Consider the following 13,523-nt stretch of genomic DNA (forward strand, 5'->3'; position numbering starts at 1 on the left):
GGGCGGGAAGGGCAGCCCGTCGGTGGGGGAGGCCGACGGGCTGCCGTGGTGCCGCGGTGGTCCGTGACCGGTCGGCGGCGGTCCGCGAGCGGCTAGTGGACGGCGTGCTCCGGGGCCGGGAACGCCCCGCCCACCACGTCCTCGGCGAACGCCTTGGCCGCGCCGGACATGACGCCGCGCAGGTCCGCGTACTGCTTCACGAAGCGCGGCATCTTCCCGCCGGTCAGGCCCAGCATGTCCGTCCAGACCAGGACCTGCGCGTCGCACGCGGCGCCCGCCCCGATCCCCACGGTCGGGATGTGCAGGGAGCGGGTGACCTCGGCGGCCAGCTCCTCGGGGACCAGCTCCAGGACGACCGCGAACGCGCCGGCGTCCTGTGCCGCCTTGGCGTCGCGGATCAGCCGGTGGGCGTCCTCCTCGCCGCGGCCCTGCACGCGGTAGCCCATGGTGTTCACGGACTGCGGGGTCAGACCCAGGTGGGACATGACGGGGATGCCGGACTGCACCAGCAACTCGGTCTGGGCCAGGGAGCGTTCGCCGCCCTCCAGCTTCACCGCGCCGACGCCCGCCTCCTTCACCAGGCGGGTCGCGGAGCGCAGTGCCTGCACGGCGCCCTCCTGGTACGAGCCGAACGGCAGGTCGCCGACGATCAGGGCGCGCGAGGTGCCCCGTACGACCGCGGCCGACAGCATGGTCATCTCGTCGAGGGTGACGGGCACGGTCGTCTCGTACCCGAGGTGGCAGTTGCCCGCCGAGTCGCCGACGAGCATCACGGGGATGCCCGCCTCGTCGAAGACGGACGCGGTCATCGCGTCGTAGGCGGTCAGCATGGGCCACTTCTCGCCGCGCTCCTTGGCGGCGGTGATGTCGCGCACGGTGATGCGCCGGGTGCCCTTGCCGCCGTACAGCGCCTTGCTGCTGTCGGGGTTCCTGGGGGCATCGGCGCTCTTCTGGGCAGCCGAAAGCTGCGTCATCGCAACTTCTCCTTCTGTCATCTCGAGGCGCCCTGACGGCGTCCCCGGACCGAGTCCATGGTGGCATCACGTGCCGTCCGGGGGCTAGTGCGTCCCCCGGTAATGCGGAGGGGCGGCTCGGCGAGGCCCTTGAGTAAAGCCTTTCCAATACGAGACGGTCTCGTATCGAAATGGGTCTAGGGTGAAGGGCATGTCATCCCCTGCCATACCCACCCCTCCTCGCATCCCGGAAGCCGTCCACCGGCGCCGCTGGGCGATCCTCGGGGTGCTCATGCTCAGCCTGTTGATCGTGGTGCTCGACAACTCGATCCTGAACGTCGCGATCAAGACGATCTCCACGCCCGAACCCACCGGCCTGGGCGCCACCCAGAGCGAGCTCGAGTGGGCGATCAACTCCTACACGCTCGTCTTCGCGGGACTGCTGTTCACCGCCGGCCTGCTCGGCGACCGGCTCGGCCGCAAGAAGATCCTGCTCGCGGGGCTCGTCGTCTTCGGCCTCGGCTCGGCGCTCGCCGCCGAGTCGGGATCGCCCGCCGAACTCATCGCGTTCCGCGCGGTGATGGGCCTCGGCGCGGCCTTCGTGATGCCCGCCACCCTCGCCATCCTCATGAACGTCTTCGAACGCGAGGAGCAGCCCAAGGCCATCGGCATCTGGGCGGGCGGCGTCGGCCTCGCCATCGCCATCGGGCCCATCACCGGCGGTGTGCTCCTCGACCACTTCTGGTGGGGTTCGGTCTTCCTGATCAACGTGCCGATCGTGCTCGTCGCCGTCGCGCTGATGGTCTGGCTGGTGCCCGACTCCCGCGACCCCAGGCCCGGCCGGATCGACCTCTTCGGCGTCGCGCTCTCCGTCGTCGGCCTGGTCCTGCTCGTCTACGGCATCATCAAGGGCGGCCAGCTCGCCGACTTCACCGACCCGGCCGTGCTCGGGACCGTCGCCGCGGGCCTCGTCGTCCTCGCCGCCTTCGTGCTCCACGAGAAGCGCAGCGACCACCCGTCCATCGACATCACGTACTTCAAGAACCGCGTCTTCTCCGCGGCGATCTGCGCCATCGCGCTCGTCTTCTTCGCGCTGATGGGCGTGACCTTCTTCGCGGTCTTCTACACCCAGAGCGTGCGCGGCTACACGCCGCTGGAGACCGGCCTGCTGATGCTGCCGCTCGCGGTGGCCCAGCTGATCTTCGCGCCGCGCGCCCGCCTCGTCGTCGACCGCTTCGGCGTCCGGGCCGTGTGCACCGGCGGACTGCTCCTGGTCATGGCGACCCTCGCGGCCTTCACGATCTTCGACACCGACACGCCGATCTGGCTCCTGGAGGTCGTCTTCTTCCTGATGGGCGCCGGCATGGCGCACATCATGACGCCCACCAGCGTCGTGATCATGCAGGCCCTGCCCCGTGAGAAGGCCGGCTCCGCCTCCGCGCTCAGCAACACCTTCCGGCAGGTCGGCGGCGCCCTCGGCATCGCGGTCCTCGGCTCGGTGCTCTCCACGGCCTACCGCGGCGGCGTCGAGGACGAGCTCGCGGCGCTGCCCGAAGGGGCGCGGCACGCCGCGGGCGAGTCCATCGAGGCGACCCTCGGCGTGGCCGCGAAGCTCGGCCCCAAGGGCGAGCCGCTGGTCTCCGCGGCCAACGACTCCTTCCTGCACGCCATGCACGTCACGGCGCTGTGGGGCGCGGGCGTCGCCGCCATCGGCGCGGTGGTCGTCTTCCTGTTCCTGCCGGGGCGCACCCCGGCACAGCCGGAACCGGAGGGGAAGGAGACCGAGCCGGTGGGCGCCGCCGGGCGCTGAGGGAGAATCGGCCGGGCAGCGGCAGCGGAGAGAGGGAGACGGGACGACGTGATCCACAAGGGCGTGCGCACCCCGGGCGACAGTGGCATCGCGAACGGCGCGTCGACCACGAGGGGCGGCCGCGGCCGCCCCAGGAGCGAGGCCGTGGAGCAGGCCATCATCGAGGGCGTGGTGCGGCTCCTGGAGGACGGCGTCCCGCTCACCGAGCTCTCCATCGAGCGGATCGCCCGCACCGCCGGCGTCGGCAAGGCCACCATCTACCGGCGCTGGGACGGCAAGGAGGCCCTCTTCGTCGACGTCCTGCGCGTCTTCGAGGAGCCCGACGCCGAACTGCCCGGCACCTCCATGCGCGACGACCTCGTCTGCCTTCTGGAGGGCCTGCGCCGACGCGGCCTGAACATGCGCTCCTCGGCCATGCTGCACAACGTCTTCGCGCAGATGAAGGCCCTGCCCAAGCTGTGGGAGGCGTACCACGCCACGGTTGTCGACCCCCGCCGCCGCACCACCTACGACGTGCTGCGGCGGGGCGTCGCGAACGGCGAGCTGCGCGCGGACGTCGACATCGAGACGGCCAACGACCTCCTCGTCGGGCCCATGCTGCTGCGCACGGTCATGCGGCCCGACGCCCCGCTCGACGACGACCTCGCGCAGCGCATCGTCGACACCGTCCTGGAGGGGCTGCGGCCCGCGGACCGAAGCGGCGCGTGACCCGTCGGCGGCGGGGGTTGTACGAAAGCCGCGCCGGGTTATGCGCATTTCGTCACAGAGGATGTTCTCGGCCGCAGATCAGGAACCCGCCGCGCCGCGCCGTTCGTCCTGCTGCCTGTACGGCCGTCGCGGACGGCAGGGACGACACCCGATCATCGCCTAGGGTTTCAGGGGCGGGACAGACGGTGTGCACGGCAGGCAGTGAGGCGACGAGAGCATGGCGCAGGCGTATATGACGGAGACGGGCAGCGGCGGCTCGGGGCCCGAGCGCCCGGGGTCCCGGTTCCGACGCCTGCTCGACGGGTGGCGGGGCGACCCCGGCATCTGGCGGCGGGGTCTGGTCACCGCGGGCGTCGCGGTCTTCGTCGCCCTGGTGATGATCTTCCACGCGCAGATCCCGAACAACGTCGGCAACCTCGGCAGCCTGACCGAGACCTTCCTGCCCTGGCTCGGCCTCTTCATCCCGGTGCTGCTCGTCGTCGCCCTGGTCCGCAAGTCGGCCAGCGCGCTGATCGCCCTGCTGCTGCCCGTGATCGTCTGGGTCAACTCGTTCGGCGGCCTGATCACCGACAAGTCGGGCACCGGCGGCGACCTGACCGTGGCCACGCACAACGTCAACGCGGACAACCCCGACCCGACCGGCACCGCCCGGGACGTCGCGGCCTCCGGCGCCGACGTGATCGCCCTGGAGGAGCTCACCGCGGAGGCCGTCCCCACGTACGAGAAGGCCCTCTCCGGCCAGTACAAGTACCACTCGGTGCAGGGCACGGTCGGCCTGTGGAGCAAGTACCCGCTGAGCGACACCAAGCCCGTCGACATCAAGCTGGGCTGGACGCGCGCGATGCGGACGACGGTCGCCGCCCCCAAGGGCGAGGTCGCCGTCTACGTCGCGCACCTGCCGTCGGTGCGCGTGAAGCTCGACGCGGGCTTCACCGCCAACCAGCGCGACAACAGCGCCGACGCGCTCGGCGAGGCCATCGCCGACGAGAAGATCGGCAAGGTCGTCCTGCTCGGCGACCTCAACGGCACGATGAACGACCGTGCCCTGAACGCCGTCACCTCCCAGCTGCGGTCCACGCAGGGCGCGGCGGGCAACGGCTTCGGCTTCAGCTGGCCCGCGTCGTTCCCCATGGCCCGCATCGACCAGATCATGGTCAAGGGCGTCGAGCCGGTCTCCTCCTGGACGCTGCCGGAGACGGCCAGCGACCACCTGCCGATCGCGGCCCGGGTCGACCTCTCCTCGTGACGCCGGCGTCGTCCCTCCTCGACGCCTCCTTTCCCGCCCCCACGGAATATCCGGGGCGAGGGGCTGTGTTCCGCACGTAGAATTGTGGGTTCCGCTTCTCGCCGGCCCCGTCCCCCGCCCCGGCCCGTCCCCGTTCCGTGGAAGGTACTTCTTCATGCCCCTGGCCCTGCTCGCCCTCGCCGTGGGCGCCTTCGGCATCGGTACGACCGAGTTCGTGATGATGGGCCTGCTGCCCAACGTCGCGGACGACCTGCACATATCCATCCCCACCGCCGGACACCTCGTCTCGGCCTACGCCCTCGGTGTCGTCGTCGGCGCCCCGCTGCTCGCCGCCGTCACCGCGCGCATGCCGCGCCGCCGCGTCCTGATCGGCCTGATGCTGCTGTTCGTGGCCGGCAACGCGCTCTCGGCCGCGGCCCCCGACTACCACCTCCTGATGGCCGCGCGCTTCCTCAGCGGGCTGCCGCACGGCGCCTTCTTCGGCGTCGGCGCGGTCGTCGCCACCGGGCTCGTCGGACCCGAGCGCAAGGCCCGCTCGGTCTCCCTGATGTTCCTCGGCCTGACCGTCGCCAACATCGTGGGCGTTCCCGTGGGCACGGCGATGGGGCAGCAGCTCGGCTGGCGCGCCACGTTCCTCGCGGTGAGCGCGATCGGCCTCGCCGCCGTCGCCGCCCTCGCCCTCCTGGTCCCGGCCGACCACGGTCACGGCGACGCGGCCGGGCTGCGCAGCGAACTGCGCGCGCTGCGCAGCGTCCCGGTGTGGCTCGCGCTCGGCACGACCGTCGCGGGCTTCGGGGCGCTCTTCGCCGCGTACAGCTACATCACGCCGATGCTGACCGACGCGGCGGGCTACGCGGAGTCCAGCGTCACGCTGCTCCTCGCCCTGTTCGGCGTCGGCGCGACGGCGGGCAATCTGCTGGGCGGCCGCCTCGCGGACCACTCCCTGCGGGGGACGCTCTTCGGCGGCCTCGCGGCGCTCGCGCTCGTCCTCGTGCTGTTCCCGCCGCTCATGGGCGCCGCGTGGAGCGCCGCGCTCGCGGTGGTGCTGCTCGGCACGGCGGCGTTCGTCACCGGGTCCCCGCTGCAGCTGATGGTGATGGAGAAGGCGTCGGCGGCACCGTCCCTGGCCTCCTCCGCCAACCAGGCGGCGTTCAACCTCGCCAACGCGGGTGGCGCGTGGATCGGCGGCCTCGCCCTGGCGGCGGGCTTCGGCGTGACGTCCCCGGCGGTGGCGGGCGCGGGCCTCGCGGCGCTGGGCCTCGCGGTGGCGGGGGCGGCGTATCTGGTGGACCTGCAGCGTGCTCCGGTGGTGGCGGCGCCGAGCCCCGTCAGGGGCTCGGGGAACTGCGAGACCAGCCCCCACCGGCCCGCAGCTCCCTCACCGCACACGCACGTCAGTCCGTAGCCGACTCCCGCCACCGATTCGTGATCGGCAGGCGGCGGTCCTTGCCGAAGCCCTTCGCCGAGATCTTCGTGCCCGGCGGGTACTGCCGCCGCTTGTACTCCGCGGTGTCCACCATCCGCAGCGTCTTCGTGACCAGCTCCCGGTCGTACCCCGCGGCCACGATCGCGTCCGCGCCCTGGTCACGGTCGACGTAGAGCTCCAGGATCCCGTCCAGGACGGGGTAGTCCGGCAGGGAGTCCGTGTCGACCTGGTCCGGGCGCAGCTCCGCGCTCGGCGGCTTGCTGATGGAGTTCTCCGGGATCGGCGGCGTCTGCCCCCGCTCCTGCGCCGCGCGGTTGCGCCACTTCGCGAGCCGGAAGATCGAGGTCTTGTAGACGTCCTTGATCGGGCCGTACGCGCCCACGGAGTCGCCGTACAGCGTCGAATAGCCCACCGCCAGCTCGGACTTGTTGCCCGGCGCGAGGACGATGTGCCCCTCCTGGTTGGAGATCGCCATCAGCATCGTGCCGCGCAGGCGCGACTGGAGGTTCTCCTCGGCGAGCCCGGTGAGCCCGAGCGAGCCCATGTACGCGTCGAACATCGGGGCGATCGGCACGGTACGGAAGTTGAGCCCCGTGCGCCGCGCCAGCTCCTCCGCGTCGCCGATGGAGTGGTCCGAGGAGTAGCGGGACGGCATGGCGACGCCGTACACGTTCTGCGCGCCGAGCGCGTCGCAGGCGATGGCGGCGGTGATCGCCGAGTCGATGCCGCCGGAGAGCCCGATCAGGACACTGCTGAAGCCGTTCTTCGCGGCGTACGCCCGCAGGCCCACGACCAGCGCGGAGTAGACCTCCTCGTCGTCGTCCAGGCGCTCCGCGTACCCACCGGTGAGCTCCGGCTCGTACGCGGGCAGGGGCTCCTCGGAGAGGGTGACGTGCTCGACGCGCAGGCCGTCGTCCACCACACCGGACGGCGGCTCGGGCGCGGCGGCGGGCAGCTCCAGGTCGAGGACCACGCAGCCCTCCGCGAACTGCGGGGCGCGCGCGATGACTTCGCCGTCCTTGTCGACGACGATCGAGTCGCCGTCGAAGACCAGCTCGTCCTGGCCGCCGATCATCGCGAGGTAGGCGGTGGTGCAGCCGGCCTCCTGGGCGCGCTTGCGCACGAGCTCCAGGCGCTGGTCGTCCTTGTTCTGCTCGTACGGCGAGGCGTTGATGGAGAGCAGCAGGCCCGCCCCGGCGCTGCGGGTCGCGGGGACGCGGCCGCCGTCCTGCCAGAGGTCCTCACAGATGGCGAGCGCCACGTCGACGCCGTGCACCCGCACGACCGGCAGGGTCTCGCCCGGAACGAAGTAGCGGAACTCGTCGAAGACGCCGTAATTGGGGAGGTGGTGCTTGGAGTACGTCAGCACGGCCTCGCCGCGGTGCAGCACGGCGCCCGCGTTGCGCGGCGCGCCCGCGGGCTGGCCGTACTTCGGCTTGGCCTCCTCGGTGCGGTCGAGATAGCCGACGACGACCGGCAGCTCGCCGAACCCCTCGTCCTGCAGCCGGACGGCGAGCGCGCGCAGCGCCTCCCGCGAGGCCTGGACGAAGGACGACCGCAGGGCGAGGTCCTCGACGGGATACCCGGTCAGCGCCATCTCGGGGAACGCGACGAGATGCGCCCCCTGCTCGGCCGAGTGCCGGGTCCAGCGGACGACCGCGTCGGCGTTCCCGGCGAGATCGCCGACGGTCGAGTCGATCTGATTCAGGGCGAGGCGTAGTTGAGGCACGCGGCCCAGTGTAATCGTCAGAGCGACGCGATGCCCTCCGGGCGGGGTGTGGGGCGCCCCACCTGGGACCACGGTGGGACCAGGTGGGCGCCCCGCCCGGTGGCTACTTGCGATAGCCGAGGACCGTCATCATGCCCGCCTCCGCGTGGTACACGTTGTGGCAGTGGATCATCCACAGGCCCGGGTTGTCCGCCTCGAAGTCCACCGTCAGCGTGCCGTTCGGCAGGATGACCGCGGTGTCCTTGCGGGGGCCGCCCACCACGTTCGCCAGGGCGAAGGTGTGGCCGTGGAGGTGGACGGGGTGCCACATCGAGGTCGAGTTGGCGAAGGCCAGCCGGACCCGCTCGCCCGCGCGGACGGGGTGGCGCTGATCGGGGGAGTAGGGCTTCTTGTCGAACGCCCAGTCGTACCCGGCCATGCCGCCCGTCAGCTGGATCCTGATCGTGCGGTCCGGCTTGCGCGCGGGCAGGGCGACCGACTCGTGCGCCCTCAGCTTGTCCGCCGTCAGGACGGAGCCCTTCAGCTCCTCGGGGCGGGTGGCCGCGGTCGGCGCGGCGCCGCCGCCCGTGCGGAGCACCGCGAGGGCCGCCGCCTTCTTGCCCTCGGCCAGCGCGGTCAGCGGGAAGACGCCGTCCCCGGCGGTGACCAGCACGTCGTACCGCTCGCCCATGCCGAGGAGCAGGGCGTCCGTCTTCCGGTGCGCCACGGGGAAGCCGTCGGAGTGCGTCACCGTCATCTCGTGGCCGCCGAGGGCCACGCGGAAGGCCGTGTCGCCGCCGGCGTTGATGACGCGCAGGCGGATCCGGTCCCCGGGGCGGGCGCGGAACTGCGAAGGGGCCTTCGCCGTACGTCCGTTGATGAGGTAGTGGGGGTAGGCGACGTCGCCCGCGTCACCGCCCAGCAGGTCGCTCTTGGCGCCCATCATCATCCGGGAGGGGCCGGACGGCTTCGGGGACGGGGCGGTCCGCGCCGCGGCGTGCGACATGTTCGACATGTCGTGGCCGCCGTGGTCCATGCCGCCCGAACCGTCGCCGCCGTCGCTGCCGCCGCCCATGTCATGACCGGCCATGCCCTGGCTCAGCTCCGCGAGCACGCCGTCCGGGGTCGAGCCGTCCACGCCGTCGACCCAGTCGTCGAGGACGATCACCCACTCCTTGTCGTACTTCAGCGGCTCCCTGGGGTCTTCGACGATCAAGGGGGCGTACAGACCGCGGTCCTGCTGGGTGCCGGAGTGCGGGTGGAACCAGTACGTCCCCGGGTCCGGGACCGCGAAGCGGTAGGTGAAGTCGGCCCCCGGCCTGATGTTCTTCTGGGTGAGTCCGGGGACGCCGTCCATGTCGTTGCGCAGGGCGATGCCGTGCCAGTGCATCGAGGTGGCCTGGGGGAGGTGGTTGGCGAGCGTGAGGGCGAGGGTGTCCCCGGCGGTGACGCGGACCTCCTTGCCGGGGAGACGGTCGCCGTACGCCCACGTCTTCACCGTGGGGCCGCCCAGGTCGAGTCTGGTCTCCATGGCCGTCAGCTTCACCTCGCGGACCCGGCCGCCCTTGCCGCGCTTCTTCTCGGCGGCCGCGACCTCCTTGCCCGCCGGGTCCACATAGCCCTCGGGGCCGGAGGCGCCGCCGGCGCCGTGACCGCCGTGGCCCGAGCCGCCGGAGTCCGAGCCGGAGCAGGCCGTCAGGACTCCCGTCCCGGCGACGGCGGCCGCGGCGCCGAGCAGGGTGCGGCGCGAGGGGGTGTTCGGAACGTGTGTACGCATGACTGAGTGACACCTCGTCGTGGTGGTGCGTGTGCAGGTGGGCGCATCTGCTGCTTCTGGTACACCGCTCGACGCCCGTGGGTTCCCACCGGAACGGCACGAGATGCGCGGGCAGCACGAAGCAGCCGGTGCGCCGACCTATTGGCGCAGCACCGACAGACGAGTCAGCAGGGTGCGGGGCGGCGGCGGTTCGGGGCCCACGAAGTGCAGGAGCCGCCCGAGTCCGGGCAGGCGGGCGGGCGTTCCGCTCGGCCGCAGCAGGCCTGCCCGCAGCAGCAGGACGAGAGTGAAGACCCCGAGGACGGCCAGACACACGGACAGCGGATCCATCGCCATCCCGCCGTGCGGCTCGGGGGCGGGCGCGGCCACGCTCATGACGCGGTCGCCCTCCGCGGGGGCGAGGGCGGGAGCGAGGACGGGGGTGCCGTGCGCCGGGGCGGCCTCGCCGTGCCCCGCGCCTGTTGCGTGCCGGGTGTGCGACGACGTGTCGTGCCGCATGGACGACGACGCACCGGCAGAGGACGACCCGCTCTCGTGGCCGCCCGAGGGATGCCCCAGCGTATGCATGGTCACGATCCCGAAGAGCAGCGCGGCGAGCAGCGTCAACTGCCCGTACCCCGTGCGGCTCCTCGTCCTCGCCATGAGGCGAACCCTACCCCCGCCGGGTATCCGGCGACATGCGGGCCCCCGACGCTGCGACGATCATGAGCGCATGACGACCAAGGACGAACCGGAGCGGACAGGGGCGGGCACCCTGCCGGAACCGGACCCCGCCATCCCGCGGCAGTTCATCTCCTGGGTGACGCTCGCGCTCATGACCACCGCGTCCGTGGCGAGCCTGCGCCCCTCGCCCTCGATGGCCATCTACGGGCTCGCCGCGGTCTTCCTCTACCTCCTGCCCGCCCTGGTCTTCCTGCTCCCCACCGCCCTCGTCGGCGCCGAGCTCGCCTCCGGCTGGTCCGGCGGCATCTACCGGTGGGTGAGCGAGGCGCTCGGCAAGCCGCTCGGATTCGTCGCCGTGTGGTGCCAGTTCGCCATGACCATCGCGTACTACCCGAGCCTGCTCGCCTACGTCGCCTCGACGTTCGCGTACGTCGTCCATCCGAGCCTCGCCGAGAACGGCCTCTACGTAGCGATCGTCATCGTCGTCATCTACTGGACGGGCGTGTGGATCACGTCCCGGGGCACCAAGACCGTCGCCGGGCTCTCCTCCCTCGGGCTGATCATCGGCACCCTCGTCCCCGGCGTCGTGCTCGTCGTCCTCGGCATCGTCTTCCTGGGGCAGGGCAACCCGTCCGCCGCGCCCATGAGCGCCGACCACTGGCTGCCCCCGTGGACCGGCCTCGCCAGCCTGGTCCTCATCGTCAACAACTTCCTCTCCTACGCGGGCATGGAGATGAACGGCGTCCACGTCTCGTCGCTGCGCGACCCCCGCTCGGAGTACCCGCGCTCGATCTTCCTCGCCACCGGGCTCGTGCTGCTGATCTTCATCCTTCCGGCCCTGGCCATCAGCTGGGTGATGCCGTCGGAGGAGCTCAGCCTCACCGCCGGTCTGATGCAGGCCTTCCAGGCGTTCTTCGACCACTTCCACATCGGCTGGATGACGAAGGTCGTCGGCATCATGCTCGTCATGGCCGCGCTCGGCGGCATGCTCACCTGGCTCGCGGGCCCCGCCAAGGGACTGGTCACGCTCGCCCGCCAGGAGGGCTATCTGCCGCCCTTCCTGCAGAAGTTCAACAAGGCGGGCGTCCCGCGGAACATCATGGTCGCGCAGGGCGTCGTCACCACCCTGATCGGTGTCCTCTACGCCTTCAGCAGCGACGTCTCCAGCGCGTACTGGATGTTCTCGGTGATCACCGTGCAGATCTATCTGATCGCGTACCTGCTGATGTTCGTGGCCGTCGTGCGCCTGCGGACGTCGCAGCCGCAGGTGCCGCGCGGCTTCGTGGTCCCCGCCGTCACCTTCGTCGCGGCCGTCGGGTTCATCGCGTCGCTCGCCGCGCTCGTCATCGGCTTCGTGCCGCCCGACCAGTTCGGCAAGGGCCCGCTGTGGCGCTATCTGCTGGTCGTCGGCGGCGGTCTCCTGGCGCTCGGCGTCCTTGCGCCCGCGGCCTTCCTCAAGTTCCGCAAGCCGAGCTGGATCCACCCCGACCACCGGCCGGCCCGTGCGTCCGAATAGCATTTGTCGATCGATGTCCGCATCTACGACGGCAGCCGCATCCATGGTCTCTGAGCAGCAGCCGCGCTCGCGCGGCACCCGGCCCGGGGCCTGCCGGCCCGCCGTCCTGCGTGTCCTCGCGGCCCTCCTGCTGCTCGGCGCCCTCGGGTACGCGAGCTGGTCGGCCGAGGCGTTCCTGCCGACCGGGCTCTCGCCCCTTTCGTCGTACGTCAGTGAACTCGCCGCCCAGGACCAGCCGTACGGGAGGTTCTTCCGCACGGTGGACTTCCTCGCGGGGCTGCTCGTCCTCGCGGGCGCGGTGGGGGCGCTGGTCCGGCTGCCGCGTCAGGGGTGGTGGGCCACGGCGGGCTGGGCCGGGCTCGCGCTGTTCGGGGCGGCCACGGCCGTCGACGCGCGGGTGCTGCCGCTGAGCTGCGCGCCGACCGCGGACGCGGAGTGCGCGGCGCGGGAGGGGGCGGGGGACGTGCCCTGGACGCACGCCGGGCACGCCTTCAGCAGCAGTCTCGCGGTGACGGGGGCGCTGGTCGCCATGGTGCTGCTCACGGTCGCCGCGAGGCGTTCGCCCGGCGGGGCGCGCGCGTGGCCTGCGCTCGCGCGCGGCGGGCCGGTTCTCGTCGTGCTCGAACTGGTCGCCACGGGATGGACGTTGGCGTCCGTCGCGGCGCTGGAGGCGGGGCGGGGGACATGGGGGCTCGGGGTGGGGCAGCGGCTTCAGGTGCTGTTCATCGCGGTGTGGATCGCGGTCCTCGCGTGGTCGATGGCTTCTTCGGCGGCGCGGCGGACATGAGTTTCGTACGTATCGGGGGAGTGCCGCACCACGTCGAGGTGACGGGGAGCGGGCCGGTGTGCGTGCTGAGCGCGGGGCTCGGGCTCGGCTGGTTCGACTGGGATCCCGTGGTGCCGCTCCTTGCTCCGCATCGGACCGTGGTCCGCTTCGACCGTCCCGGCCTCGGACTGAGCGGCCACGCGCGCGTGGCGCCCACGTTGCGGGGCGAGGCGGAGCGGATCCTGCGGGTCCTGGACGCGGTGGGTCTCGGCGGGGAACGGGCCACGGTGGTCGGGCACTCGCTCGCCGGCTTCCACGCGGAGGCGTTCGCCCGGCTGTGGCCCGAGCTGACCTCGGGGCTCGTCCTGGTCGACTCCAGTGTGGAGGAGCGGCCGAGGGTGTTGTTGCCGCGGGGGCTGCGGGTGGCGGCCACGCGCGCGTGCGGGGCGGTGGTGTGCGGGGCGGGGGTGCCGCGGGCGGTGGGTCCTGCGCTCCGCGGGCTGACGGCGCCGAGTCGGTGGGCGGGGCTGTACGGGACCAGCAGGGTGTGGCGGGCGGCGTCGATGGAGTACGCGACGTACGGCGACGTCGCGCTGGAACTGGCCCAGCTGCGGAGGAGCGTGCCGCTGCCGCCTGCCCGGGTCACGGTCCTCGCGGCGTACGGGGGTGGCTCGCGCCGGTGGCTGAACCGTCAGCGGGCGCTGGCCGCGGGCCTCGGCGGGGTGTTCCGCGTCGCGGAGCCGTCGGGGCACCTGGTGATGCGGGACCGCCCCGAGGACGTGGCATCGTCCATCCACCCCACGCAACCCCTCTCCCACCCGCCCACCGGTTTGCCCGGCAGCGGCTGGGAACCGTAGGGGCGCGGGGAACTGCGCGATCAGCCACGATGGATCCGCAGACATACGAGCGGCGGCGTGCCCCTGAAGGGGGCGCGGGGAACTGCGCGATCA

At 72.1% G+C, this 13,523-nt stretch carries 11 protein-coding genes; 7 read left to right on the plus strand and 4 right to left on the minus strand.

Features of this window, described 5'->3' with window-relative positions; translation table 11 throughout:
* Positions 1 to 92 precede the first annotated feature (92 nt).
* Positions 93 to 974: a 3-methyl-2-oxobutanoate hydroxymethyltransferase gene (gene panB, locus ACZ4D5_RS05140; RefSeq protein ID WP_467770952.1), complete on the minus strand. Its 882-nt coding sequence runs from the start codon at positions 972 to 974 to the stop codon at positions 93 to 95.
* Positions 975 to 1,164: 190 nt separating this feature from the next.
* On the opposite strand from panB, the gene ACZ4D5_RS05145 reads away from it, so the two are divergent.
* The 4 genes from ACZ4D5_RS05145 (at position 1,165) to ACZ4D5_RS05160 (ending at position 6,122) form a co-directional block, all read left to right on the plus strand.
* Positions 1,165 to 2,763, plus strand: coding sequence for an MFS transporter (locus ACZ4D5_RS05145; RefSeq protein WP_467770953.1), 1,599 nt, complete (start codon positions 1,165 to 1,167; stop codon positions 2,761 to 2,763).
* 63 nt (positions 2,764 to 2,826) lie between these two features.
* Positions 2,827 to 3,471 (plus strand): TetR/AcrR family transcriptional regulator, encoded by a 645-nt coding sequence (locus tag ACZ4D5_RS05150; protein WP_467771485.1) that lies wholly within the window; start codon positions 2,827 to 2,829, stop codon positions 3,469 to 3,471.
* 217 nt (positions 3,472 to 3,688) lie between these two features.
* On the plus strand, positions 3,689 to 4,717 hold the full coding sequence (locus ACZ4D5_RS05155) for an endonuclease/exonuclease/phosphatase family protein (protein ID WP_467770954.1): 1,029 nt from the start codon (positions 3,689 to 3,691) through the stop codon (positions 4,715 to 4,717).
* Between the two features lie 154 nt (positions 4,718 to 4,871).
* On the plus strand, positions 4,872 to 6,122 hold the full coding sequence (locus ACZ4D5_RS05160; RefSeq protein WP_467770955.1) for an MFS transporter: 1,251 nt from the start codon (positions 4,872 to 4,874) through the stop codon (positions 6,120 to 6,122).
* On the opposite strand, the gene ACZ4D5_RS05165 is transcribed toward ACZ4D5_RS05160, so the two are convergent.
* The 3 genes from ACZ4D5_RS05165 to ACZ4D5_RS05175 all read right to left on the minus strand — a co-directional run bounded on the left by ACZ4D5_RS05165 (position 6,112) and on the right by ACZ4D5_RS05175 (position 10,270).
* The gene (locus ACZ4D5_RS05165; protein WP_467770956.1) at positions 6,112 to 7,872 is read right to left on the minus strand and encodes an NAD+ synthase; all 1,761 of its coding nucleotides are present in this window, start codon (positions 7,870 to 7,872) and stop codon (positions 6,112 to 6,114) included. The genes ACZ4D5_RS05160 and ACZ4D5_RS05165 overlap by 11 nt on opposite strands.
* Before the next feature lie 103 nt (positions 7,873 to 7,975).
* Positions 7,976 to 9,628, minus strand: coding sequence for a multicopper oxidase family protein (locus tag ACZ4D5_RS05170; RefSeq protein ID WP_467770957.1), 1,653 nt, complete (start codon positions 9,626 to 9,628; stop codon positions 7,976 to 7,978).
* A 138-nt stretch (positions 9,629 to 9,766) separates the two neighbouring features.
* Positions 9,767 to 10,270 carry a hypothetical protein gene (locus tag ACZ4D5_RS05175; protein ID WP_467770958.1) on the minus strand — a complete coding sequence of 168 codons (504 nt, stop codon included), beginning with the start codon at positions 10,268 to 10,270 and terminating at the stop codon, positions 9,767 to 9,769.
* Positions 10,271 to 10,340: 70 nt separating this feature from the next.
* Between ACZ4D5_RS05175 and ACZ4D5_RS05180 the strand changes: the two genes are divergently transcribed.
* Genes ACZ4D5_RS05180 through ACZ4D5_RS05190 form a run of 3 tightly spaced genes read left to right on the plus strand, consistent with a single transcriptional unit; the run spans position 10,341 to position 13,430 of the window.
* Entirely contained in the window at positions 10,341 to 11,807 is a 1,467-nt protein-coding gene (locus ACZ4D5_RS05180; RefSeq protein WP_467770959.1) for an APC family permease, read from the plus strand.
* 13 nt (positions 11,808 to 11,820) lie between these two features.
* Positions 11,821 to 12,594 carry a DUF998 domain-containing protein gene (locus ACZ4D5_RS05185; protein ID WP_467770960.1) on the plus strand — a complete coding sequence of 258 codons (774 nt, stop codon included), beginning with the start codon at positions 11,821 to 11,823 and terminating at the stop codon, positions 12,592 to 12,594.
* Entirely contained in the window at positions 12,591 to 13,430 is an 840-nt protein-coding gene (locus tag ACZ4D5_RS05190) for an alpha/beta fold hydrolase (protein WP_467770961.1), read from the plus strand. The genes ACZ4D5_RS05185 and ACZ4D5_RS05190 overlap by 4 nt, the downstream gene beginning before the upstream one ends.
* The last annotated feature ends 93 nt before the right edge of the window (positions 13,431 to 13,523 follow it).

The organism is Streptomyces sp. NPDC025651 (assembly GCF_055558735.1).

Coding starts and splice junctions, on each gene's coding strand:
- panB (WP_467770952.1), bottom strand. CDS start 974: ATGACGCAGCTTTCGGCTGCCCAGAAGAGCGCCGATGCCCCCAGGAAC.
- ACZ4D5_RS05145 (WP_467770953.1), top strand. CDS start 1,165: ATGTCATCCCCTGCCATACCCACCCCTCCTCGCATCCCGGAAGCCGTC.
- ACZ4D5_RS05155 (WP_467770954.1), top strand. CDS start 3,689: ATGGCGCAGGCGTATATGACGGAGACGGGCAGCGGCGGCTCGGGGCCC.
- ACZ4D5_RS05160 (WP_467770955.1), top strand. CDS start 4,872: ATGCCCCTGGCCCTGCTCGCCCTCGCCGTGGGCGCCTTCGGCATCGGT.
- ACZ4D5_RS05170 (WP_467770957.1), bottom strand. CDS start 9,628: ATGCGTACACACGTTCCGAACACCCCCTCGCGCCGCACCCTGCTCGGC.
- ACZ4D5_RS05175 (WP_467770958.1), bottom strand. CDS start 10,270: ATGGCGAGGACGAGGAGCCGCACGGGGTACGGGCAGTTGACGCTGCTC.
- ACZ4D5_RS05180 (WP_467770959.1), top strand. CDS start 10,341: ATGACGACCAAGGACGAACCGGAGCGGACAGGGGCGGGCACCCTGCCG.
- ACZ4D5_RS05185 (WP_467770960.1), top strand. CDS start 11,821: ATGTCCGCATCTACGACGGCAGCCGCATCCATGGTCTCTGAGCAGCAG.
- ACZ4D5_RS05190 (WP_467770961.1), top strand. CDS start 12,591: ATGAGTTTCGTACGTATCGGGGGAGTGCCGCACCACGTCGAGGTGACG.